Origin of the sequence: Corynebacterium ammoniagenes DSM 20306 (assembly GCF_001941425.1) — a bacterium.
Classification (GTDB): domain Bacteria; phylum Actinomycetota; class Actinomycetes; order Mycobacteriales; family Mycobacteriaceae; genus Corynebacterium; species Corynebacterium ammoniagenes.
The window spans coordinates 1,860,350-1,882,081 of record NZ_CP009244.1 but is presented as its reverse complement, the minus strand read 5'-3'; the positions used below and the strand labels follow the sequence as shown (position 1 = coordinate 1,882,081).

The following is a 21,732-nucleotide window of genomic DNA, read 5'->3' as shown; positions in this document are numbered from 1 at the left end:
CAAAGGAGTTTTGATGACTGACCCGCGGCGCCTGATTCCTCGCGCTGATGAAATTTTATCGTCGCCGGCAGTAGAAAATGCCCGCAGCTATCTTGCAGAGCACGTGATCCGCGCGCGCATCAACCAGATTCTTAGCGCAGCTCGCTCCGGGGAGATTGCACCGCAGTCCGTTATGACCGAGGTAGAAACAGCGCTGCAAGATACCACCCCGTTCTCACTGCGACCCGTGTTGAATGCGACTGGTGTTATCGTCCATACCAATGTTGGACGCGCCCCTTTGCCGCCGGCAGCAATTGATGCCTTGGTTGCTGCTGCTGGCTACACAGATGTTGAGCTAGATCTTGATACTGGATTGCGTTCGAAAAACCGTGGCCGGGCAGCGATTGAAGCCTTATTAGCTGCATGCCCAGGTGCCGAAGATGCACTGGTAGTCAACAACGGGGCAGCGGCTTTGCTGCTGGCGACGGCGGCGCTCGCACCAGAGCAAGAAGTCATTATCTCGCGCGGCGAGCTGATTGAAATTGGGGCAGGCTTTCGCTTGCCTGAACTCATTGAATCAACCTCGGTGCGGCTGCGGGAAATTGGTGCGACTAATCGCACGCACCTGGCAGATTATGACAACGCCATCACGGAGAAAACTGGTGCCATCTTGAAAGTGCATCCGTCGAATTTTCGGATTGATGGTTTTACCTCGTCGGTAGGCATTGGGCCGCTTCGCCAGTTGGCGGATCAGAAGGGGATTTCGCTCATTGTGGATCTTGGCTCTGGACTTCTGCAGTCTGATCACACCCTTCCAGAGGAGCCCGACTTACAAGCACAACTGGCAGCAGGGGCAGATATTGTCATTGCGTCCGGTGATAAGTTACTGGGCGGGCCGCAAGCCGGGATCTTATTGGGCACAAAAGAAGCAATTGCCAAGGTAAAAAAGCATCCGTTGGCGCGGGCAGTGCGCATCGATAAGCTGCGATTAAACGCACTGGAAGCAAGCGTCAATACCCCGAGCAATGCTGTTCAAACTGCTTTGCACCTGGAACCGACAGCCTATTTAGCACGCACTGAAAAAGTAGCGCAGGCTGTGGGCGGCGCCGTTATCAACCACCAAGGACGCGTGGGCGGGGGAGGTGCTCCGGAATATCCTTTGCAAGGTTATGCCGTGGCCGTTGAAGAGTCTCTTGCGCCGCATTTGCGCACTGGCCAACCTGCCGTTTTGCCCCGGGTACATCAAGGGCAGTGCCTGATTGATTTGCGGTGTATCCCCACAGAAGATGATGCCACCGTAATTGCCGCGATTCGTGCAGCACAACAAAAGGAAAAATAAATGTATGTGATTGCAACGGCCGGCCATGTGGATCACGGCAAATCTACTCTGGTCAATGCGTTAACGACCATGGACCCGGACCGCTGGCAGGAAGAAAAGCGGCGCGGTCTCACCATTGACCTCGGGTTCGCGTGGACGACTTTAGAATCCGGCGCCAATGTGGCTTTCGTGGATGTGCCCGGTCATGAACGGTTTATCACTAATACTTTGGCAGGTCTTGGACCGGTACCTGCGGTCTTGTTGGTTATTGCCGCCGATGAGGGCTGGCAGGAACAGACCTCTGAACACCTCGAAGCCATTGATGCCCTAGGCATTAGCCGGGGAATCATTGTGCTCACCCGCATGGACAATGGCCAGCGCATTACCGAAGCCACAGTGCGTGACAAACTTGCCGGGACATCGCTGGTGGATGCAGAAATCCATGCTGTGTCCGCGCGAACAGGCGACGGCATGGACAGGCTGCGCCGCGCGATTGAGAACTTACTTCCTGATAACGATGAACTGGCAGCAGCTGCGCAACAACCCGTGCGAATGTGGATTGACAGGGCGTTTTCCGTCAAAGGTGCCGGAACGGTAGTAACCGGGACTTGGGCTGCGGGTCAGCTCAAAGTCGGGGATAGCTTACGTCTGCTTAGCGCCAGCGGCGTGCATGAAGTCAGCGTGCGCGGGCTGCATAGCGAAAACAATGCCGTTGAACATGCTGAGCCCGTTATGCGTTTAGCTATTAACCTGCGCGGTGTGGATGCTGATGCCATCTCTCGTGGGGATGTTCTGACATCTGCAGTGAGCAGTTGGTGGCAGCCCGAAGTCATCGATGTGCGGCGGCGGACCGGCCCTGCACTGGATACCGTTCCGAAAGAACTGAATATCCACGTGGGCACGGCCACTGTCCCAGTGCATGTGCGGCCTTTAGGGGCAGAACACGCTCGATTAACCTTGCAGGCCACCCTGCCGCTGCGGATCAGCGACCGTTTGGCGCTGCGCGGCTCGGGACTGGATACTCTTTCTGGCGTTGAAGTTATTGATATGGATCCGCCTTGGGTACGGCGTCGTGGGGCACCAGCGCAACGCGCGGAAGAATTACAAAACCTTAATCCCCGCGACGCATCGTCGTATCTCGCCCGTAAAAGCGCGGTGCCGAAAGACACCTTGGCTGCAGCGGGATTCGACGTGGCCACCAAGCCGTCATCTGTAATCGAGTTTCGCTCCTGGTGGGTCAATGCTCAAGCTATTGCGCAGTGGACCGCGCAATTACGAGAAATCTTTGATGCGTACATGTCGAAGAACCCTTTGGCTGAAGGTCTGCCATTGGCTACTGCGTTATCGACGCTTGCTTTACCAGATGACAGCCTGTTGGCCATTGCCGTTGCGGGTGCACGTTTGACCCGAAAGGGTGCCATGATCCATGACCCTGGGGCCGCGCCGCGGGATCTTGGTCCGGCAGAAATAGCGGTAGCCAAGCTGGAGGCACAGCTCGCGCAAGAGCCTTTTGTAGCTCCCGATGCACATACGTTGCAAAGACTAGGCCTTGGCACTAGTGAGCTGGCCGCAGCAGAGCGCGCCGGGCGCCTGTTGCGCATCGATGGCATTGTGCTGCTTCCCAGCGCGCCAAAGCAAGCAGCTAAAATCCTGGCGCAATTGCCGGGCGAATTTACCCTGTCAGAAGCACGCAAGGCGCTAGCAACTACCCGTCGTGTTGCCGTGCCGCTGTTGGAATATATGGACGCACACGGCCTTACAAAGCGCCCCAGCGATAGCACGCGGGTTGTGGCTTAGGTTTCTTTCCCGTCATCGCCAGCTTCGTCTGCATCGTCTGCGTCAGTAGCAGGGTCTTTGTGAAACAGTGCCTGGAACGCTTCGGTCGCGGGCTGGTTATCAAAGTCAGGCCGGACGAAAAAGCGTGCTGATTCCGGTTTGGTCGCATGTGGTGGATCGACAAACTCTTCGGGATCGAAATTCAACAGCTCATCGGCAGCTTCGCCGCCCAGAGCAAGGGGCGAAGGAATAAGCGGGGTATTGATGCCAAACGAAAGTGGCGGGACATTCGGGGCAAAAAGCTGTTGGGGATCCGCCGGTAAATCTACTGCCACCATGCCAGAGGCAATATAGGCACGCGCCGCAATGGGCGCTTGCGCCAAAAGCTGTGCGAGTAGCTCATAGTCTGCTGCTGGCCCGAGCAGACCGAAGACAGAATCATCGACCGTGATGACGATATCGTCGCCGATGTGGTGAAATTCCACGAAGACACTAGCAGTGCCCATCGCTTCAATCTGGGACTGCTGGACATCAGATGTCATCGAGGTATCCACCGCCGCTGGAACCCCACCTGCCAATAGCACGGTGCCTTCTGGCTGGTTGTTGTGCGCGATATGCCACGGTGCCAACCCGAGGTTGACCGCGACGTCATCCAAATCGACTTCCGCCGTTGTTGATGCCGTCATGCCAGCGGCGCGAAGCAGTTCCAGATCTGGAAATTCTGCTGTTTCTTCAGCAGATAGCCACCCGAGTGTGCCGAAGAGGCTGCGAATGCGCCATCCACCGGTGCGATTATCCGCCTCCAACGTTACCGGCACCTGCGTCTGCGCTGGTATCGACAGCGTTGTAGAGAGGCACACAAAGTCCAACACCGCGAGGTGTTCGACCCCAAGGTGGTGTGCGGGCAAGGGATAATCTGGCATGAGATCGATATTAGGCCAGAGGTAGTGAAGCGCGTCAACAGCGCGACCGATATTATGACGCCTATGTACGAGGTTTCCACCATTTTGTTCGCCTTTGGCCTGACCATCCTGGCGGGTTTATCCACTGCTATCGGTGGCGCCATCGCAGTAGGCAGGCGCAATCCCGGGCCGGGGTTCTTAGCCGCCTCCCTGGGGCTGTCCGCAGGCGTCATGCTCTATGTCTCTTTTATGGAAATCCTTCCCGAAGGCACCAATGAATTAGTCGAGGCCTTCGGTTCCACACAAGCGGGGCATTGGGCTGCCGTCGGGGCGTTTTTCGCCGGCATTGCCATCATCGGCATCATCGACCGGCTCGTACCCGAATCCATCAACCCGCATGAGCCAGGCACGGTCGCGCAGGCAGAGCGTAAAAACCGGTTGATGAAAACCGGGGTATTTACCGCTGGTGCCTTAGCCATCCACAACTTTCCAGAAGGCTTTGCCACATTCCTGGCCGGCTTGGAAGATATGACCATTGCTATTCCCGTGGCCGTCGCGATTGCGATTCACAATATCCCTGAGGGTATTGCGGTGGCAGTGCCGCTGCGCGCAGCCACGATGTCCCGCCCCAAAGCCTTTTGGTGGGCTACAGCCTCCGGTTTGGCAGAACCACTCGGCGCGTTGGTCGGTTTCCTCGTTCTCATGCCGTTTATGGGACCGGCCACGATGGGCATTTGCTTTGCGATGATCGCCGGCATCATGGTCTACATCAGCTTGGATGAGCTTCTGCCAGCAGCAGTAGAAACCGGAAAGCACCACCACGCTATTTATGGCCTCATTGCCGGAATGGCAATCATGGCAGTGTCGTTGTTGCTGTTTCTTTAAGCCGAAGGCTCCCGGTCCTCAGCGCGATCTGGGGTGAGCTTGTCCACCGCCGCGATGATACCGACGATGATGGTGCCGATAAGGAAACCAAAGATCATCGAGGCGATGGTGTCGACTATCCAGGTAAGAAAACCTGCGGGTACCGCCGCGGTCAGGCCGTGGATAATGTCAGCCGGCTCAGTGATATCGAAATCCGCCAGACCGGAGATAATAATATGGCCACCGACCCACAACATGGCAGCCGTGCCCAACACACCAATGATGTTGAGAACATGCGGCATGCCCTGGACTAATGCTTTGCCCACCGCGGATTTGCCGTCGCGGCGTCGGAGCATCGATAGTCCGATATCGTCCATCTTGACTAGTAGGCCGACCGCGCCATAGACGGTGATCGTAATTAGCAGCGCCACGGCGATGAGCGCACCGAGTCTTAACCAAAAGGTCTGATCGATTAAGGAATTGAGCGAGATGACCATAATCTCAGCGGACAAAATCAGGTCGGTGGTGATGGCGGATTTGACCAAGCGATCTTCTGCATCTTTGCCGCGATCCACCGAGGGCTGCTCATCATGTTCTTTCGAGGACAAGAGCTTGTGGAAGATTTTGTGTGCGCCTTCGTAACACAAATAGGCGCCACCGCACATCAATATGGGACCCAGCGCCCACGGTGCCAACCACGACAGCAGTAGCGCGATGGGCAAGATGATGACGAGCTTATTGACTAAGGAACCTTTGGTGATGCGCCAAATCATGGGCAATTCACGTTTGGGGTCCACGCCTTGGACATATTGTGGGGTTACTGCTGCATCATCAATAACCACGCCCGCGGCTTTCACGGAGGTTTTACCAGCGAGCGCCGCCACGTCATCAACAGAAGACGCAGCGGAGCGCGCGATCAGCGCGACATCGTCTAACAGGGCAAGTAATCCACCCGCCATGGGGTACCTCCAAAAATAAGGTCCAGAGTTTAGCTCTGGCTTTAGTCTTGGAAAAAGTCTAGCGCGCGCAGGGGACACGCACCGGGTAACAGTGCCGGAAATTAGTGAGCGACTAGCCCACGGGCGTTAGTTCGACTTCCTCGGCCCAGGTCAATTCCATACCGAGAGCCTTGAGCCATTTCATCGCATCATCGCCGTAGCGGGTAATTCCTTCCACCGCAACGAGCGTGGAGTCAATGGCCTTCTCGGCTTCCTCCGCGGAGATTAACCCCGCGGAGGTTGCAGCTGAGAGCTCATCAATATCGTGGACATCGATGGGTTCACCGGTATTAGAAATCAGGTCGACATAAAGGTCCCGGGTAGTCCAGACATCGCCTTGGCAGTCAATGTTGGCGATATCAATATAGAAATCCTGGCGTTCATCAATACCTTCGCGGAAGTGGAAGATATTCGCCCGCAGGCTCAGTTGCGGTAAAAGCCAGGATTCTAAATATCCAAAGCGCGGGTGATTAGCACCGCGTGCCATATAAAGCCCAAAGTCCGTGACCTGAAACGTATCGACTTCCCGCAGGTAACCTTTGGGATCGACGTTGACGTGCTCAGTGGTATTAAACGTTTCCTTCTTCACGGGATGTAGATCCACGCTCACACTATTTCACCTCGTAGATGGCCGCGGTGGGCACAAAGTTGCAGGGTTGTTCTTGTGTATTTACCGTGCCGGAGACCATCGCGACGATGGTTCCCTTACCCGTGGATGCCGTGCCGGATAATGTAGCCGGCCCATCCGGATTGATCCCGTGATTGCTCAGCGGGGTAATCCCTGTGCGCATGGTGTCGAGATTGACCCACTGCACGTTCATCCCGCCTTGGTGCTCAGCTGCTGGGCTGGTGCCGAGGGCGGTGAACAAAAAGGCAGTCTCTCCATCTTTTGCGCCGGGGGCGGGGATTTCTGTGGGACCAGGTACTGCAATCGCAGAACCTACAGAATCGCCTTGGCCGCCGATGCACTTACCGGAGACGGTAGGCCAGTAGAACTGTTCAAAATGTGGCCCGCCTTCCACTAGGGGAACGCCGCTGTCGCCTGCGCCTTGACCGGAATAAAAGGCGAGCGCTGACAAAATGGCATTGCGCATATCGCGGGGTACCCAGGGCTGGTTAGCAAAATCTCGAACTTGAGCTTGGGTTGCCGGGGTAGGGCGGCCAAGTTCATCAAGTGGGTTGGCGACATTGCTCATGGCAGCTACTTGGGATACCCCTCGGGCGGTTTCCGCACTGATGGGTGCATTGCCGCCAGCTTGCGCGCCAGCGCCGGCTTGTGTGCCAGCACCTGATTGTGCGATCGCGGGGGTAGCAATACCGAGTAGGGCAGCTGCTAGAGCTGCAGCGTAGGCCAAACGACGGTTCTTGCGCACAGGGATACATCCTTGGGGTAGTGAAGTGATTGTGGTTTCGTTACTAACATCAGTAACTTAAGTACCTTCTGTAACACTATTCACTTTTGGCACACAGTCAACCCTTGAGTTGATTGTTATTTACTGATTCGCTCATCGAGACCGATTCGTTACATACTGCCGCTCACGTGCTTTAACTCCAAATGTGCAGCTCGTGCCGCCGCAGCCAGGAGCAGGTTCATTGGGGTGGCAGAAGAATAGAAGCCTAGGGCCCACTGGGGGTGAAGGTGTCGATCTTGGCAGCAATTTGGCAGGATATGGGTCACATAGGGGAGCGTCAATAGTGCATCGATAGGCAACTGCGAGTACTGTTTAGACGCTAGCTTTTATTTTTTCTGTGAGGAGATTCCTTTAGTGACCACCACTGAGTTCCGTAATGTAGCCATCGTCGCCCACGTTGACCACGGCAAAACCACCCTCGTCAACGGCATGCTGGAGCAATCCGGCGCATTCGGTGAACACGGCGACCACTCGGACCGCGTCATGGACTCCAATGACCAGGAGCGCGAGCGCGGCATTACCATTTTGGCCAAAAACACTGCGATTCACCGCAAGGGCCAGGGTAAAGATGGCGCCGATCTGATCATCAATGTTATTGACACCCCGGGCCACGCCGATTTCGGCGGCGAGGTCGAGCGCGGCTTGTCCATGGTTGATGGCGTCGTGCTGCTTGTCGATGCCTCGGAAGGCCCCCTTCCGCAGACCCGCTTCGTGCTGACCAAGGCACTGGAAGCCAAGCTTCCCGTGATCATCGCGGTTAACAAGACCGACCGCCCCGATGCACGTATTGAAGAAGTCGTCTCTGACGCACAAGACCTGCTGCTGGAAATTGCTGCAGGCCTCGAAGACGAAGACGCTGCGGCTGCTGCTGAAGAGCTGCTGGACCTGCCAGTGCTGTACACCTCTGGCCGCGCGGGTGTTGCGTCGACGGAGAACCCGGGCAATGCAAATGTCCCCGAAGGTGACTCTTTGCAGCCGCTTTTCGATGTCATCTACAACGTTCTGCCAGAACCATCGGCAGAGGTCGATGCACCACTGCAGGCGCACGTTGCCAACCTGGACTCCTCGGACTTCCTGGGTCGTATCGCGTTGCTGCGCATCAAGTCTGGCTCCATCAAGAAGGGCCAGCAGGTTGCGTGGATTCACTACGATGACGAAGGTGAACAGCACGTCAAAAACGTCAAGGTAGCAGAGTTGCTGCGCACCGTCGGTTTCGAACGCCAGCCCACCGAAGAGGCTATCGCCGGCGATATTGTTGCTATCTCTGGTATTTCCGACATCATGATTGGCGATACCATCGCCGATACCGAGCACCCAGTTCCATTGCCACGCATCAAGGTCGATGAGCCTGCTATTTCCATGACCATTGGTGTTAATACCTCACCATTGGCTGGCCAAGGCGGCGGCGACAAGTTGACCGCACGTGTGGTCAAGGCTCGTTTGGATCAGGAATTGATCGGTAACGTGTCCCTGCGCGTTCTGCCTACTGAGCGCCCTGACGCATGGGAAGTTCAAGGCCGTGGCGAGATGGCTTTGTCTGTTCTGATTGAGTCCATGCGTCGTGAAGGCTTTGAGCTGACCGTGGGTAAGCCACAGGTTGTTACTCAAGTTATTGATGGCAAGGTTCATGAGCCTTATGAAATGGTAACCATCGATGTTCCGAGCGAATACCAGGGTGCTATTACTCAGCTGATGGCAAACCGCAAGGGCCAGATGCAGGCCATGGACGTGCGCGAAGGCAACTGGGTACGCATGACCTTCCGTATTCCAGCGCGTGGCTTGATCGGTTTCCGCACCACTTTCATGACTGAAACCCGTGGTTCCGGCATTTCTAACTCCTTGGCCGATGGCCTGGACGTGTGGGCTGGTGAAATCAAGGCTCGTCCTACCGGTTCTTTGGTTGCTGACCGTTCCGGTCAGATCACCGCTTATGCACTGATGCAGCTGTCGGATCGTGGTGACTTCTTCGTCGAGCCTGGCGTAGAAGCATACGAAGGCATGGTCGTTGGTGCCAATAACCGCGATGAAGACATGGACATCAACATCACCAAGGAAAAGAAGCTGACCAATATGCGTGCAGCTTCCGCAGATGCGACCGTGACCTTGTCGAAGGCTCGCAACCTGTCCTTGGAAGAGGCCCTGGAATTCTGTGGTAATGATGAATGCGTCGAGGTAGGACCAAATGTTCTGCGCGTGCGCAAGTTGCACTTGTCCTCTGCTGATCGCCGTCGTGCGGCATCGAAGGCGAAGCAGCTTAACAAGTAGTCAGTCATGCGTCGGGCAGGGTTAAAACGATTTACCGGCACGTCCGTGGTTCTCACCGCGGCGTTGCTGGCTAGCTGCATGGCTAATCCGGGCCCTGCTCCGACTCTTGATGAACCCGAAGACCAGGTCGACGCCCCCGCGGACGAAAAGTCCAGCGGCGATGGCGAGGCCAGTGGTCAAGGCGAGGACGCCCAAGACGGCGATGCTCCTGAGGGCGAAGATCCTGCCAGCGGGGAAGTAGAAGACGGCACTGAGCGCTCTGCGATTTCAGTGGGTATTGCTCCTTTCCAGCTGGGCTTTAACCCGCACCTCGTTGCTGATGGCTCGGAGCTGGTCGATTCGATAGCGAACCTCGTGTTCCCCTCGGCCTTCAATGGCAACTTCCTCGATACTGATATGTTGCACTCGGCAGTGGAAGTAGACGCTCCGTCGGGCACCGCCCAGCGCTTGCGTTATTCCATCAAAGAGGGTGCGCAGTGGTCTGATGGCACCCCGATTACCGGTGCCGATTTTGACTATTTGTGGAAAGAAATGGTCTCCACGCCAGGAGTGCGAGACGTCGCTCCTTATCGCGCTATCTCAAAGATCACCACCTCGGCCGGCGGCAGCATTGTCACCGTGGATCTGTCCACCCGCGTGGAAGATTGGCACCAGCTTTTTACCCACCTGCTGCCGTCGCATCTCTTAGAATCCGGGCAATTCGACCGGGTGTTGGAATCCGATATCCCGGCCTCCGCAGGCAAGTTCAGCGTGGCCAGTATCGACCAAGCACGTGGGCTCATTACGCTCAACCGCAATGATCGTTTCTGGGGCAATGATCCCGCCAAGATTGATGTCGTGCAGCTGCGCGCGATTCGCTCGACCTCGCAGGCCGCTAATCTATTGCGCTCCGATCAAGTGCGCTTTGTCGATATTGCGCCGACGCAAACACTGGAAGAACAGCTCAGCTTGGTGGGCGATATCAGCACGGAAACAGTGCACCCCACACGCCAGCTGCGGTTGAACCTCTCGACGCAATCGGAAGCTTTAACCACTCCACAATTGCGCCGGACGATGATGTCTTTGATTGATTCCGAACAACTTGCGCGCTTGGCCACAGAACGCTCCGTGGATCTTCGCGTACCGTATGGCGGCAATCCATTAATGGGTTCGGCGACTGAGCAAGACATTGCGGCGCTCAGGGCTGTCAGTGAACAATCACCACTGCGCATTGGGGTAGACCCGACGGAACCTGCTGCAGGAATTGCTGCGATGACCATGGTGGATATGCTGCGCAATCAAGGCATTGAAGCCAGCGTGGTGGAAAACCGCATGACCACCATCGTGGGCGAGTCTTTGCCCGAAGGCGAAGTGGACGCGGTGATCTCAGGGGTTGATACCTCGCTGACCGCGGCGAATATGGCGAGCTTTTTCACCTGTCAGACAGACGAAGCTTCTGAAGCAGAAACCACCGAAAGCTCCGCTGCGTCGGAGAGCGCCACTGCGGAGTCGAGTACTGAGGAATCTAGCACCGAGACCTCTCATACCGAAGCGACCGAGGCGCCGGAAGAAAACACTGATACAGCACAAAAGATGTGGTCAGGTAACCTTTCTTTGGCGTGCGGGGACGAGTACGAAGCCTGGGCTGACAGCATCTTATCGGGAGAGTTAAGCGCGCAAGAAGGCCTGGGTCTTATTCGTCATATCAACAGCGAGCAAGCGTTGTATTTGCCGCTTATCGATGAAACTCGTATCCGCGCTTTTGATACCAATCGTGGCGGCGGGTCTCTAGCTGAACTTGATGAGATGGAAAGCGATCTTTAAAAGCACTATTTAAAGACGCATAATGGGGGTCTAGCGCAGTAGCAATGGGAGAGGTTGAAAAATGAATCAGCGGAATTTGCACAATACGACGAGCACCACGCTGGCGGGAAAGCGCGTGTTAGTCGTGCATGCCCACCCTGATGATGAGGTGCTGTTTACCGGGGGCATTATCGCTGAGCTTAGTCTGCAGGGTGCTGATGTTTTATTAGTGACCGCAACTTTGGGCGAAGAAGGCGAAGTAATCGGCCAGCGCTACCAAGCCTTAGCGGGACAGGACCTGTTGGGCGGGTTCCGTGTGCGCGAGCTCCAAGATGCCGCACGTGCTATTGGCGCGCGCAGCGAGCACCTAGTCGCACCAGGTCATTTCCGTGATTCAGGAATGGCAGGTTCTCCCGCGCACGAGAATCCTCGTGCTTTGGTCAATAACGTAGACGAGGCGGCACGGGGCATCGAAAAGCACCTTGCGAGCTTTCAGCCTCATGCGGTGATTACCTATGGTCCAGACGGTGGCTACGGCCACCCCGACCACATCGCGGTGCATCAAGCTACCGAGCGCGCGTGTAAAGCTGCGGGGATAGATAATATTTGGTGGACGATTTATCAGCGCGAAGCCATCTTTGGTGCTTTGGAATCGATTACTCCTGCCAAAGGCTGGGAGAAGCCGGATAATGATTACCTGCTGAATTTCACCAATGCTGCCTATGACCTTAAGGTCTCGCTGTCTGATGCTGCCTATGATGCCAAGGTCGCTGGTATTTCTGCCCACCCGACCCAGGTGTGGGTGGGCAATGGCGTAACCACTGAAACGAACCCGGAACCGCGCTGGGCGGTGTGTGCTGACCCTGCTGTGGCTCCGGTGGCCTATGCCTTGTCTAATAACTTGGTCATGCCGGTCATTCGCGCGGAGTATTTGCAACGCAGCAACGGCGAGAATAACCCGCTGCCTGCCGACGTGGCTGCTGATAATACTGGTGCGCACGTGGCTGAGCACAGCCCGGAAACCGGTGAGGCCTGGAAGGTACTTTTTAATGAGCAGTAGCTTTGTGCCGTTTGAATTCTCCCGCGCAGAAGCTATCGGCGGCCTTATTTGGCTCAGTGTGGGCGCGGCGCTATCGCTGGTATTGGAAGTGGTCTACCTTGGCGCGTATATCACTATGCCCAGCGGGATGCGCATCGCTTTTCCATTAACCATTCTGATTGGTTGGTGGTTTAATAAAGTATTGACCAAAACCGCGCGCCTGTGGAGTCCGAACCCACTTATCGCTGCCATCCCGTTGGCCGTGTGGGTGGTCGGATTTTTTGCTTTTCTTGTCATTGGCTCAACAACTGGCGATCAATGGCTGGGAAGTAATATTCGCACCGTCGCCTTGCTTTTTGCCGGGATAATAGGTGGTGTTTGGCCATTAGTAGTGTCGAAGTGACATACTGATAATTGTCTGGATAGTGCCGGATTTCAGGAGATAAAATACCCCATGACTTATACCATTGCTCAACCCTGCGTCGATGTCCTCGACCGGAGTTGTGTTGAAGAATGCCCAGTAGATTGCATCTATGAAGGCAAGCGTATGCTCTACATCCACCCTGATGAGTGTGTGGACTGTGGCGCATGTGAACCAGCTTGCCCAGTAGAGGCTATCTTCTATGAAGATGATGTTCCAGACGAGTGGCTGGAATACAACGACGCCAACGCTGCGTTCTTTGATGATCTCGGCTCCCCAGGTGGTGCCGCAGGTCTTGGCCCGCAAGACTTTGACGTGCCGATGATTGCTGCGTTGCCGCCGCAAAACCAGGATTAGTTTTTCAACAAGGAGATTAATAACCATGGCACGTACCCCGCTGGGCAGCGTTCTACCAGATTTCCCATGGAATTCTCTGGCCGAGGCCAAAGCGAAGGCCAATAGACACCCAGAGGGAATCGTGGACCTGTCTGTGGGCACCCCAGTAGATGAGGTTTCTCCGTCAGTGCAATTAGCGCTGTCTTCCGCAGCTGGGTTATCGGGCTATCCGCAAACTGCGGGTACCCCGCAGCTGCGCGAGGCCATCTCGAGTGCGCTGGAGCGACGCTACGGGATTACGGGGCTTAGCGAACGTGCAGTCTTGCCCGTGGTTGGTACCAAAGAGGCCATCGCCTGGTTGCCAACCTTGCTGGGGCTGCGCGGGGAGAGCGTGGTTATTCCTTCTGTTGCGTACCCGACCTATGAAGTCGGTGCGAAAATTGCCGGTGCGGATATCATTCGTGCCGATAAGCCGGAAGATTTCGGCAATGCTGCCCTGGTATTTATCAACTCTCCGTCCAACCCCACTGGGGCAGTTTTAGGCGTGGAGGAGCTTCGCGCGATTGTCGCGTGGGCGCGCGAGCACGACGCCATCGTGGCTTCTGACGAGTGCTACATGGCGCTGGCGTGGGATGATGACCACCCGGCGGTATCGATTTTGGATCCGCGCGTAACCGATGGTGATATGACTGGTCTAATTGCCATGCACTCGCTGTCGAAGTCGGCGAATATGGCATCGTATCGCTCCGGCTTTTTCGCGGGCGATGCCGACCTTATCGCTGAACTTTTGGAAGTGCGCAAGCACGCTGGCTTGATGGTTCCAGGACCGATCCAGGCTGCGATGGCCGCAGCGCTGAGCGATGATGAAACGGAAGCTTTGCAAGTCCAGCGCTATGCGCTTCGCCGCGCGAAATTGATGCGTGCGTTGAGCGAAGCTGGATTTCGCATTGAGCATTCCGAAGCCGGCATGTATTTGTGGGCAACCAGTGGCAATGACTGCCGCGAGGATGTTGCCTGGTTAGCTGAGCTAGGCATTCTCGTTGCCCCGGGTGATTTCTACGGCGAGGTGGGCAAGAAGTTTATTCGCGTCGGGCTCAACGGCACGGATGAGCGTGTCGATGCCGCCTGTGCGCGCCTTGCCGCCGCCGGCCAGCGTAACGCTGGTTAGCCAACTAGGGGAGAGCTCACAGTTATTTGCCGCCGTGTAGAGACTGTGAGCGCGTTATAAGTGCGCTAAACTTTAATGACTTTCTGCGGTTAACTTATGTTAACCGCTAAGTCGTATGTAGTTTAGAAGAATTGTCCACACAGAAGGGTTACTCAAGAGCATGACGGTAGCTCGTTTCATAACAAACATGGGGCAATTCATCCGCTTCGGACTCGTGGGCGGATCTGGCACCGTGATCAATTTGCTCGTGGTCTACCTGTCAAAGAAGATTGCCACGTGGTCAGCTGATATTACCGAGCACGACGTCTTCCTGAACCTTTTTGGCACCCAGTTCAATATTCGCTGGTACCACGTCTTTATGGCCATTGCTTTCCTGGTCGCCAATACGTGGAATTATCAACTCAACCGCATGTGGACTTTTAAAGAAGCCCAGCGGATTTCCTGGCTGCGTGGTTTCTTTCCCTTCTTGCTCACCGGAATTGGCGCCTTTTTGGTCAGCCAGGTTGTGGCCACGTTATTGATGAATGTGAACTCACCGATTGCGCTTTCCCCGGAGATCTTCGATGACTCCACCGGGTTCCGCACCAAGTTCTATTGGGCCTCTGCGATTTCGATCATCGTCTCCATGCCCATTAACTTCATCATCAATAAGCTGTGGACATTCCGCTCCCGCCCAGCCACGCCAATTATCGTGAGCGATACCACGCCGAGCTAATGCCCACACCGCACGTTAAGTAATACCGCGCGCTGGCCGACGAAGATAATCGTCTCCCAGCGCGCTTTGTATTGCTGCCACCCCGTCCATCGCTTGCACGCCCCGCCATTGGGCACACATCGGGCACGTGGCGCAGGTACAGCTTGTTGCCGCTTGTAATAGCCGCTGTAGCTGTGCTGAGTGTCAGCGTGGGTCTTGTGCTGAGGGCAGGCGGGACTGAGGCAGCCAGGGCTCGTTTGACGCGGCTTGGGTGAAATGTGATGGCGGGGCAACGAAAAGCGCCCTACCGAGGATGTACTCAGTAGGGCGCTACAACACGCGTTCGTTGGATTGCGTGCGAATCAGGGCTTAGTTCTTGTGCAGATCCTCGTTGAGAGCGACTGCTTCAGCCTTCCATTCGGTAGCTTCGATGGAGCCGGTGACCGAGTTGCGGCGAAGCAGCATGCCGGACGCACCGGACAGGGTGCCAGCTTTAACGGAGGTGCCTTCGGAGACGCCTGCGACTTCTGCAACGCGGCCAAAGACAGCCACCTTGGAGCCAGCGGTGACGTACAGGCCAGCTTCTACCACGCAGTCGTTGCCCAAGGAGATGCCGATGCCCGAGTTAGCGCCAAGCAAGCAACGCTCACCGATGGAGATGGTTTCCTTACCGCCACCGGACAAGGTGCCCATGATGGAAGCGCCGCCGCCAACATCAGAGCCATCGCCGACGACAACGCCAGCGGAGATACGGCCTTCGACCATGGACGCACCAAGCGTGCCAGCGTTGAAGTTGACGAAGCCTTCGTGCATCACGGTGGTGCCTTCAGCCAAGTGAGCGCCGAGGCGGACGCGGTCCGCATCACCAATGCGCACACCGGTAGGAACCACGTAGTCAACCATGCGTGGGAACTTGTCCACGGAGTAGACGGTGACTGGGCCACGTGAGGCCAGACGGCTGCGCACCATCTGGAAATCAGCAACAGCGCAAGGGCCGTAGTTGGTCCACACTACGTTCGCCAACTTGCCAAAGATACCGTCCATGTTCAAGCCATGTGGCTTTACCGCACGGTGGGAGAGCAGGTGCAAACGCAGGTATGCGTCGTAAGCATCAACGGGCGCAGCGTCCAGGTCGGCGATGGATGTCTCGACTGCGACTCGTGCTACACCGCGCTCTTCATCCGGACCAACCAAGTCAGCGAACTGCTGTGGAACTTCTTCCAAGCGTTCGGTGCCAGCAGCAGAAACAGCAGTGTCTAGTGATACTGCAGGGAACCAAACATCCAATACTGTTCCGTCGTGGGTGATCGTTGCCAAACCGCGGGCAGATGCAGAAGTCATTGAATATTCAAGCCTTAGAAGAATTAGGGGATAGATACCTTTGAAAGTATAGGTAACCCTAGACTTTTGCGCGAGAATTAGGCATCAACAGTGACACAATCGTCAGTCCACCGGCGATAACCGCAACGGCAACCAGCTGGGCTCGCGCTGAAGGATCGAAGAGCATCAGCATGACGATGAGAACCAAGCCAACCAACACCGCGTAGGGGATCCATGGGAAACCTGGCACGCGAATTTCGGTTGCGGCAAGGGTGGGCTTGAGCTTGATGTAGGAGGTGACGATGAAGAACCAAATAACCAAGAGACAGCCGCCCACGGCGTTGAACAAGAAGGCCAAAAGTCCCGGCGGATTCCAGTACTGCAGTCCCACGGAGGCAAACGCGAAGATCATGGACAAGATCACTGCGTACAACGGGGAGCCTGACTTGGAGGTGTATTTAAACAGTCCAGGTGCGTTGTTATCGCGAGCCATATCGAAGACCAGGCGGGAAGTGGCGTAAATCTGCGCGTTGAATGCGGAGAGCAGCGCAACCACGATTACAAGCTCCATAAACGTTGCGGCATAAGGAATCTCGGCAACGCGCAGCACCTCAGTAAACGGCGACTGGGCTGCAACATCCGCATCTTTAATATTGGAAAATGGCAGCAGCAAGGTAATAACGGCGACCGAGCCCAAGTAGAAGATGATGATGCGCACGATGATCGCGCGCACTGCCGTGGCCACGTTGTGGGCAGGGTTTTCAGATTCTGCCGCAGCGATAGTGACAAGCTCAATGCCACCGAAGGCGAAGGCAACGGCCAGCAGGCCAGCGGCCAAACCTGGTACGCCATTAGGCGCGAAGTTTTCCACGAAGCTGGTGGTTTGGGTCTCGGCGGGGCCGAAGATTAGCCAGGCGCCTAGCACCAAGAAGGCGACGATGACCGCGACTTTGATGATGGCGAACCAGAACTCGAATTCACCGAAGCCGCGCACGGCGCCGAAATTCACGAGCGCGAAAAAGACCACGGCGACTAAGGCGGGAATCCAGGGCTCGACTCCGAACCAACCACCCAAAATCGCGGCGGCACCGGTAATTTCTGCTCCCATGACCATGATCAGCATGAACCAGTACAACCAGCCCATGGTAAACCGAGCCCAGTTACCAAAGGCTTGACCGGCATAGGTAGAAAAAGATCCCAGAGAAGGGCGAGCAGATGCCATCTCACCGAGCATGTACATGATCAAGGTGACCAAGACACCGGCGACCAGGTAGGCAATCAAGATGGAGGTGCCGGCAATCTGAATGCCCACGCCGACGCCGAGGAATAATCCGGCGCCGATGGCTGAGCCAAGCCCCATCATCGTTAAGTGTCTGGTTTTTAGCTTATTCGACTCTGAATTACTCATCGCCCACTTTTCTTTCATCCTGGTATTGACCGTTAGAAATGTTACACGCCTCATCTGCTCTGATCACCAGCGGGTTTCACGCTACGATGGCGGATTGTGACTATTTCCCACCTAGATTTGAACCAAGATCCCATCGAGCTGACAAAGGCGTTGGTGGATATCCCCAGCCCTTCCCACCATGAGGAAGATATTGCCAATGCCATTGAGCAGGCGTTAAAGCCATTGGTGCACTCCGCAGGCGTCGAGCTCGCGCGCTTTGGCAATACCGTGTGTGCACGCACGAACCGTGGGCTGGGATCCCGCATTGTCTTAGCGGGCCATGTGGATACGGTTCCGATTGCCGATAACGTGCCGCACCGCATGGACGGCGACGTGATGTTTGGTTGCGGAACGGTCGATATGAAATCTGGGCTCGCGGTGTATCTCAACGCTTTTGCGCAGCTAGCCGGTTCTGAGGAACTGCGCCATGATTTAACCTTGATTGCCTATGAAGGCGAAGAAGTCTCCACGGAATTTAACGGTTTAGGTCACTTGCAGCGCGATAACCCGGAATGGCTCCACGGTGATCTAGCGCTGTTGGGCGAGCCTTCGGGAGCGATGATTGAAGCAGGGTGCCAGGGAACCATCCGCTTGCGTGTTACCGCGCATGGCACCCGTGCGCACTCGGCGCGCGCGTGGCTGGGATCTAATGCCGCACACACTTTGGTTCCGGTGATGGACAAGATTGCGCAGTACAGCCCGCGCGATATCACCATCGATGGCTGCACCTACCGCGAAGGCCTCAACATTGTGCACTTAGAGGCGGGCGTGGCCACAAATACCCTGCCGGATCAGGCATGGATGTTTGTGAACTTCCGCTTTGCCCCGGATCGCAGCTCCGATGAGGCAATGGCGCATCTCCTCGACGTCCTAGGTTTGGATGAATCCCAACTATTGCCGCGTGGTGTCGCATTGTCTGAACCCGGCATTAGCTATGAAGTTGATGATGTCGCAGGGGCAGCACTGCCTGGATTGGGTCAGCCGTCTGCCGCAGCACTTATCGATGCCGTCGGCGGCAAAGTTCGCGCCAAGTATGGCTGGACAGATGTTGCGCGCTTTTCCGAGATGGGAACACCCGCCGTTAATTTTGGTCCCGGTGACCCAGGCTTTGCCCACAAGCGCGATGAGCAATGTCCCATCCATGAGATAACTTCGGTGTCTCAAGCTCTCAAGACGTACCTGACTACATAAAACACTATTTTAGGAGGAAGAAAATATGGCTCCCTTGCGTAAAGATCGCGATAAAAAACCGCGCGTACCGCGGACGACAGAAAGTGCGGACTCAGACCGAATGCTGCGTGGACCGATGTTATTGCGCACCGATCGCACTCAGGGTTCTACTTATGACCAGCGGTTATTAGAATCCGGTGCCGATCATGACTGGAAGCACGCGGATCCATGGCGCGTACTGCGCATTCAAGGCGAATTCGTCGCAGGCTTTGATGCCCTTAGTGATCTTCCCAAGGCCGTGACCGTCTATGGCTCGGCTCGCACCAAAGAAAACGCACCGGAATACGGCCAAGCAGTGGATTTGGCCGCAAAGCTGGTGGACCAAGACTATGCCGTGGTTACCGGTGGTGGCCCTGGCATTATGGAAGCAGCTAACCGCGGAGCTTATGAAGCTGGCGGTCTGTCAGTCGGCCTAGGCATTGAATTGCCCTTTGAACAGGGACTGAACAAATATGTCGACCTAGGAATTAACTTCCGTTATTTCTTCGCGCGCAAGACCATGTTTTTGAAGTACTCGCAGGCTTTTGTCTGTCTGCCTGGTGGCATGGGTACGATGGATGAGCTTTTTGAAATGCTCTGCATGGTGCAAACCGGCAAGGTCACTAACTACCCAATCGTACTGATCGGTACTGAATACTGGTCCGGTCTGGTGGATTGGATGGCAAATACCTTGGTGGCGGATGGCTATATCAATCCGCAAGATATGGACCTTTTCTTGCTGACTGATTCGGTGGACGAAGCCGTGGAGCACATCGTTGCTGCGCACAAGGAGATGACCGATGAGCGAGTCCGACGACTCAACCAGGACACCTAGTTCTGCTTCGCGACCTGATTTTCCCATGGCGCAGGTGATGGCGATTGTTAATCGCACACCAGATTCCTTCTATGACAAAGGTGCTACGTGGGGAATTCAACGTGCTATTGAGCGCTGCGATGAAGTTGTAGCGCAGGGCGCGAGCATCGTCGATATCGGTGGCGTGAAAGCCGGCCCCGGTGAGGCGGTCGATGCCGACGCCGAAGTGGACCGCGTCGTGCCGCTGATCGCTGAAATTTCCGCGCGCCACCCAGAGGTCATCCTCAGCGTGGATACCTGGCGGGCATCGGTTGCTGAGAAGGCCATCGCGGCCGGAGCAACCCTGATCAATGACACCTGGGCTGGGTGGGACCCGGAACTTATTGAAGTCGCCGGTGCCCACGGGGTGGGCTATGTCTGCTCACACACCGGGGGAGTTAAGCCGCGCACCCGCCCGCACCGCGTGCATTTCGATGATGTGGTTGCTGATGTGATTGCAGAAACCACCACCTTGGCGCAACGCGCTGTCGATTTAGGGTGCCCACCGGAGCTTACTTTTATCGACCCCACTCACGATTTCGGGAAAAATACCTTCCACGGTTTAGAACTGCTGCGCCGTATTGATGAAGTAGTAGCTACAGGCTGGCCAGTATTGATGGCGCTGTCTAATAAGGACTTTGTCGGCGAGACGCTCGGCCGCGAGGTCGGCGAACGCGTTGCCGGAACCATTGCTGCCACCAGTTGGGCAGCATCGAAAGGTGTTGCCGCATTTCGCGTGCATGAGGTCAAAGAAACCATCGATGCCATCCGAATGACCGCGGCTATCCAAGGAATTACCGCACCGCTGGCAACCACCAGGGGGCTGGCATGAGGGTTTCAGTAGTCATCCCAGCGCTTAATGAAGAAGCAACCATCGCGCATGTAATCCGTGCTTGCCTGGCAGATAACCCGCTGGAAGTCTTAGTCATTGATGCTGATTCCACCGACTCCACCGCCGCGGAGGCAACCGCTGCCGGCGCACGCGTTATAAATTGGCGTGAGGTTCTGCCGGATATTCCTGTACGACCCGGTAAAGGGGAATCGCTGTGGCGGGGTGTACACGCGGCACAAGGTGACATCGTGGTCTTTGTGGACGCGGACTTGGAATCGGCCGCTCCTGGGCTCGTTTCCGCGTTGGCCGAGCCGTGCAAAGATGCGTCGGTGCACTTGGTCAAACCGGTCTATCGCCGCACTTTCGGGGCGGAACCCAATGGCGGCGGGCGCGTCACGGAGCTTACTGCCAAACCATTGTTGAGCATGTTCTTTCCGCAGCTTTCGCATATTTACCAGCCACTCGGTGGTGAATACGCCATTCGCCGTTCCATCGCACGCCAGCTACCTTTCGTCGATGGCTATGGCGTAGAGGCCGGGCTAATGATTGACATGGCTCACTTCTTCGGCGCTGATTCCATCGCGCAGGTACACCTGCCCCCGCGAGTACACCGCAATCGCCCGCTACATCAACTAGCGCCGATGGCAAAGGTGGTCGCAGAGACCATTGTCGATCGCGCCAAATTATATGACGCCGACCCGCGCCTAGAATCGAGTGCGATAAGTCAACGCCCAGCACTGGAACAACTAGGATCCCAGGAGGCCCTGTCATGAGCGTGGTTCTTGCCGTCATCATCGTGGTGGCACTCATTGCGCTATTTGCGATCATCGCCACCTGGATCTTGTCGCACTTTCTCGGCAATGGGGTCGTCATGCCAGACCTGCCGGAAGCGGAGAAGCAAGCCACGCTGCAGGGCAACCGATCGTTTGCTCTCAATGGCGAGTTCAGCAAGGTGGGATTTAATACCGTGAAACGCGGTTATTCCCCTGCACAAGTCGATGATCTTTTAGATGTTCTTGCGCTGGAACTGCAGCAGGCAAAAGCTGAGCTTGAGGCGTCGAAACGTAGCTCAAATGCGGAAACCGCTGCTGAAGCTGAGTAAAACCCGCGCCTTTAT

Annotated in this window: 21 protein-coding genes; 15 read left to right on the top strand and 6 right to left on the bottom strand. The window is 56.0% G+C overall.

Going from position 1 to position 21,732, the window contains the following annotated elements:
* Positions 1 to 13: 13 nt before the first annotated feature.
* Positions 14 to 1,318: an L-seryl-tRNA(Sec) selenium transferase gene (gene selA / locus CAMM_RS08555; RefSeq protein ID WP_003848508.1), complete on the top strand. Its 1,305-nt coding sequence runs from the start codon at positions 14 to 16 to the stop codon at positions 1,316 to 1,318.
* The gene (gene selB / locus CAMM_RS08550) at positions 1,319 to 3,094 is read left to right on the top strand and encodes a selenocysteine-specific translation elongation factor (protein WP_003848510.1); all 1,776 of its coding nucleotides are present in this window, start codon (positions 1,319 to 1,321) and stop codon (positions 3,092 to 3,094) included.
* Here selB and CAMM_RS08545 read toward each other — a convergent pair.
* Positions 3,091 to 3,996, bottom strand: a complete 906-nt coding sequence (locus tag CAMM_RS08545; RefSeq protein WP_050759880.1) for a hypothetical protein — start codon at positions 3,994 to 3,996, stop codon at positions 3,091 to 3,093. The two genes, selB and CAMM_RS08545, sit on opposite strands and share 4 nt — an antisense overlap.
* Before the next feature lie 63 nt (positions 3,997 to 4,059).
* On the opposite strand from CAMM_RS08545, the gene zupT reads away from it, so the two are divergent.
* On the top strand, positions 4,060 to 4,860 hold the full coding sequence (zupT, locus tag CAMM_RS08540; RefSeq protein ID WP_040356113.1) for a zinc transporter ZupT: 801 nt from the start codon (positions 4,060 to 4,062) through the stop codon (positions 4,858 to 4,860).
* Here zupT and CAMM_RS08535 read toward each other — a convergent pair.
* The 3 genes from CAMM_RS08535 to CAMM_RS08525 all read right to left on the bottom strand — a co-directional run bounded on the left by CAMM_RS08535 (position 4,857) and on the right by CAMM_RS08525 (position 7,210).
* Positions 4,857 to 5,798 (bottom strand): DUF808 domain-containing protein, encoded by a 942-nt coding sequence (locus tag CAMM_RS08535; protein WP_003848513.1) that lies wholly within the window; start codon positions 5,796 to 5,798, stop codon positions 4,857 to 4,859. The two genes, zupT and CAMM_RS08535, sit on opposite strands and share 4 nt — an antisense overlap.
* A gap of 112 nt (positions 5,799 to 5,910) precedes the next feature.
* Positions 5,911 to 6,447, bottom strand: a complete 537-nt coding sequence (locus CAMM_RS08530) for a ribonuclease FAU-1 family protein (protein ID WP_075761543.1) — start codon at positions 6,445 to 6,447, stop codon at positions 5,911 to 5,913.
* Position 6,448: 1 nt separating this feature from the next.
* Complete coding sequence (locus CAMM_RS08525) at positions 6,449 to 7,210, bottom strand: Rv1157c family protein (protein WP_040356005.1); 762 nt, start codon at positions 7,208 to 7,210, stop codon at positions 6,449 to 6,451.
* 393 nt (positions 7,211 to 7,603) lie between these two features.
* Here CAMM_RS08525 and typA point away from each other — a divergent pair, with 393 nt between their 5' ends.
* The 7 genes from typA (at position 7,604) to CAMM_RS08490 (ending at position 14,975) form a co-directional block, all read left to right on the top strand.
* Positions 7,604 to 9,514 (top strand): translational GTPase TypA, encoded by a 1,911-nt coding sequence (gene typA / locus CAMM_RS08520; protein WP_003848519.1) that lies wholly within the window; start codon positions 7,604 to 7,606, stop codon positions 9,512 to 9,514.
* A 6-nt stretch (positions 9,515 to 9,520) separates the two neighbouring features.
* A complete protein-coding gene (locus CAMM_RS08515) occupies positions 9,521 to 11,317 on the top strand; it encodes an ABC transporter family substrate-binding protein (RefSeq protein WP_003848521.1) in 1,797 nt (598 codons plus the stop codon).
* Positions 11,318 to 11,378: 61 nt separating this feature from the next.
* A complete protein-coding gene (locus tag CAMM_RS08510) occupies positions 11,379 to 12,356 on the top strand; it encodes a PIG-L family deacetylase (RefSeq protein ID WP_003848523.1) in 978 nt (325 codons plus the stop codon).
* On the top strand, positions 12,346 to 12,738 hold the full coding sequence (locus CAMM_RS08505; RefSeq protein WP_003848525.1) for a hypothetical protein: 393 nt from the start codon (positions 12,346 to 12,348) through the stop codon (positions 12,736 to 12,738). The genes CAMM_RS08510 and CAMM_RS08505 overlap by 11 nt, the downstream gene beginning before the upstream one ends.
* A 51-nt stretch (positions 12,739 to 12,789) precedes the next feature.
* On the top strand, positions 12,790 to 13,113 hold the full coding sequence (gene fdxA / locus CAMM_RS08500; RefSeq protein ID WP_003848528.1) for a ferredoxin: 324 nt from the start codon (positions 12,790 to 12,792) through the stop codon (positions 13,111 to 13,113).
* A 25-nt stretch (positions 13,114 to 13,138) separates the two neighbouring features.
* The gene (gene dapC / locus CAMM_RS08495; RefSeq protein ID WP_003848529.1) at positions 13,139 to 14,260 is read left to right on the top strand and encodes a succinyldiaminopimelate transaminase; all 1,122 of its coding nucleotides are present in this window, start codon (positions 13,139 to 13,141) and stop codon (positions 14,258 to 14,260) included.
* A 160-nt stretch (positions 14,261 to 14,420) separates the two neighbouring features.
* Entirely contained in the window at positions 14,421 to 14,975 is a 555-nt protein-coding gene (locus CAMM_RS08490) for a GtrA family protein (RefSeq protein ID WP_003848531.1), read from the top strand.
* Between the two features lie 348 nt (positions 14,976 to 15,323).
* On the opposite strand, the gene dapD is transcribed toward CAMM_RS08490, so the two are convergent.
* Positions 15,324 to 16,295, bottom strand: a complete 972-nt coding sequence (dapD, locus tag CAMM_RS08485; RefSeq protein WP_003848534.1) for a 2,3,4,5-tetrahydropyridine-2,6-dicarboxylate N-succinyltransferase — start codon at positions 16,293 to 16,295, stop codon at positions 15,324 to 15,326.
* Positions 16,296 to 16,353: 58 nt separating this feature from the next.
* The gene (locus tag CAMM_RS08480) at positions 16,354 to 17,682 is read right to left on the bottom strand and encodes an amino acid permease (RefSeq protein ID WP_050759881.1); all 1,329 of its coding nucleotides are present in this window, start codon (positions 17,680 to 17,682) and stop codon (positions 16,354 to 16,356) included.
* Between the two features lie 96 nt (positions 17,683 to 17,778).
* Here CAMM_RS08480 and dapE point away from each other — a divergent pair, with 96 nt between their 5' ends.
* From dapE to CAMM_RS08455, 5 genes are all read left to right on the top strand, one after another.
* Positions 17,779 to 18,912: a succinyl-diaminopimelate desuccinylase gene (gene dapE / locus CAMM_RS08475; RefSeq protein ID WP_003848536.1), complete on the top strand. Its 1,134-nt coding sequence runs from the start codon at positions 17,779 to 17,781 to the stop codon at positions 18,910 to 18,912.
* A 115-nt stretch (positions 18,913 to 19,027) separates the two neighbouring features.
* The gene (locus CAMM_RS08470) at positions 19,028 to 19,765 is read left to right on the top strand and encodes an LOG family protein (protein WP_003848538.1); all 738 of its coding nucleotides are present in this window, start codon (positions 19,028 to 19,030) and stop codon (positions 19,763 to 19,765) included.
* 25 nt (positions 19,766 to 19,790) lie between these two features.
* Positions 19,791 to 20,615: a dihydropteroate synthase gene (folP, locus tag CAMM_RS08465; RefSeq protein WP_003848540.1), complete on the top strand. Its 825-nt coding sequence runs from the start codon at positions 19,791 to 19,793 to the stop codon at positions 20,613 to 20,615.
* A complete protein-coding gene (locus CAMM_RS08460; protein ID WP_003848542.1) occupies positions 20,612 to 21,388 on the top strand; it encodes a glucosyl-3-phosphoglycerate synthase in 777 nt (258 codons plus the stop codon). The genes folP and CAMM_RS08460 overlap by 4 nt, the downstream gene beginning before the upstream one ends.
* Positions 21,385 to 21,717 (top strand): DivIVA domain-containing protein, encoded by a 333-nt coding sequence (locus tag CAMM_RS08455; protein ID WP_003848543.1) that lies wholly within the window; start codon positions 21,385 to 21,387, stop codon positions 21,715 to 21,717. The genes CAMM_RS08460 and CAMM_RS08455 overlap by 4 nt, the downstream gene beginning before the upstream one ends.
* Positions 21,718 to 21,732 lie beyond the last annotated feature (15 nt).

Bases quoted from the DNA above. Each gene is read 5' to 3' on its own strand.
- selB (WP_003848510.1), top strand. From the start codon at position 1,319: ATGTATGTGATTGCAACGGCCGGCCATGTGGATCACGGCAAATCTACT.
- folP (WP_003848540.1), top strand. From the start codon at position 19,791: ATGGCGCAGGTGATGGCGATTGTTAATCGCACACCAGATTCCTTCTAT.
- selA (WP_003848508.1), top strand. From the start codon at position 14: ATGACTGACCCGCGGCGCCTGATTCCTCGCGCTGATGAAATTTTATCG.
- dapD (WP_003848534.1), bottom strand. From the start codon at position 16,295: ATGACTTCTGCATCTGCCCGCGGTTTGGCAACGATCACCCACGACGGA.
- CAMM_RS08505 (WP_003848525.1), top strand. From the start codon at position 12,346: ATGAGCAGTAGCTTTGTGCCGTTTGAATTCTCCCGCGCAGAAGCTATC.
- zupT (WP_040356113.1), top strand. From the start codon at position 4,060: ATGTACGAGGTTTCCACCATTTTGTTCGCCTTTGGCCTGACCATCCTG.
- CAMM_RS08490 (WP_003848531.1), top strand. From the start codon at position 14,421: ATGACGGTAGCTCGTTTCATAACAAACATGGGGCAATTCATCCGCTTC.
- CAMM_RS08460 (WP_003848542.1), top strand. From the start codon at position 20,612: ATGAGGGTTTCAGTAGTCATCCCAGCGCTTAATGAAGAAGCAACCATC.
- CAMM_RS08455 (WP_003848543.1), top strand. From the start codon at position 21,385: ATGAGCGTGGTTCTTGCCGTCATCATCGTGGTGGCACTCATTGCGCTA.
- CAMM_RS08470 (WP_003848538.1), top strand. From the start codon at position 19,028: ATGTTATTGCGCACCGATCGCACTCAGGGTTCTACTTATGACCAGCGG.
- CAMM_RS08545 (WP_050759880.1), bottom strand. From the start codon at position 3,996: ATGCCAGATTATCCCTTGCCCGCACACCACCTTGGGGTCGAACACCTC.
- CAMM_RS08515 (WP_003848521.1), top strand. From the start codon at position 9,521: ATGCGTCGGGCAGGGTTAAAACGATTTACCGGCACGTCCGTGGTTCTC.
- CAMM_RS08480 (WP_050759881.1), bottom strand. From the start codon at position 17,682: ATGAGTAATTCAGAGTCGAATAAGCTAAAAACCAGACACTTAACGATG.
- CAMM_RS08535 (WP_003848513.1), bottom strand. From the start codon at position 5,798: ATGGCGGGTGGATTACTTGCCCTGTTAGACGATGTCGCGCTGATCGCG.
- fdxA (WP_003848528.1), top strand. From the start codon at position 12,790: ATGACTTATACCATTGCTCAACCCTGCGTCGATGTCCTCGACCGGAGT.
- dapC (WP_003848529.1), top strand. From the start codon at position 13,139: ATGGCACGTACCCCGCTGGGCAGCGTTCTACCAGATTTCCCATGGAAT.
- CAMM_RS08510 (WP_003848523.1), top strand. From the start codon at position 11,379: ATGAATCAGCGGAATTTGCACAATACGACGAGCACCACGCTGGCGGGA.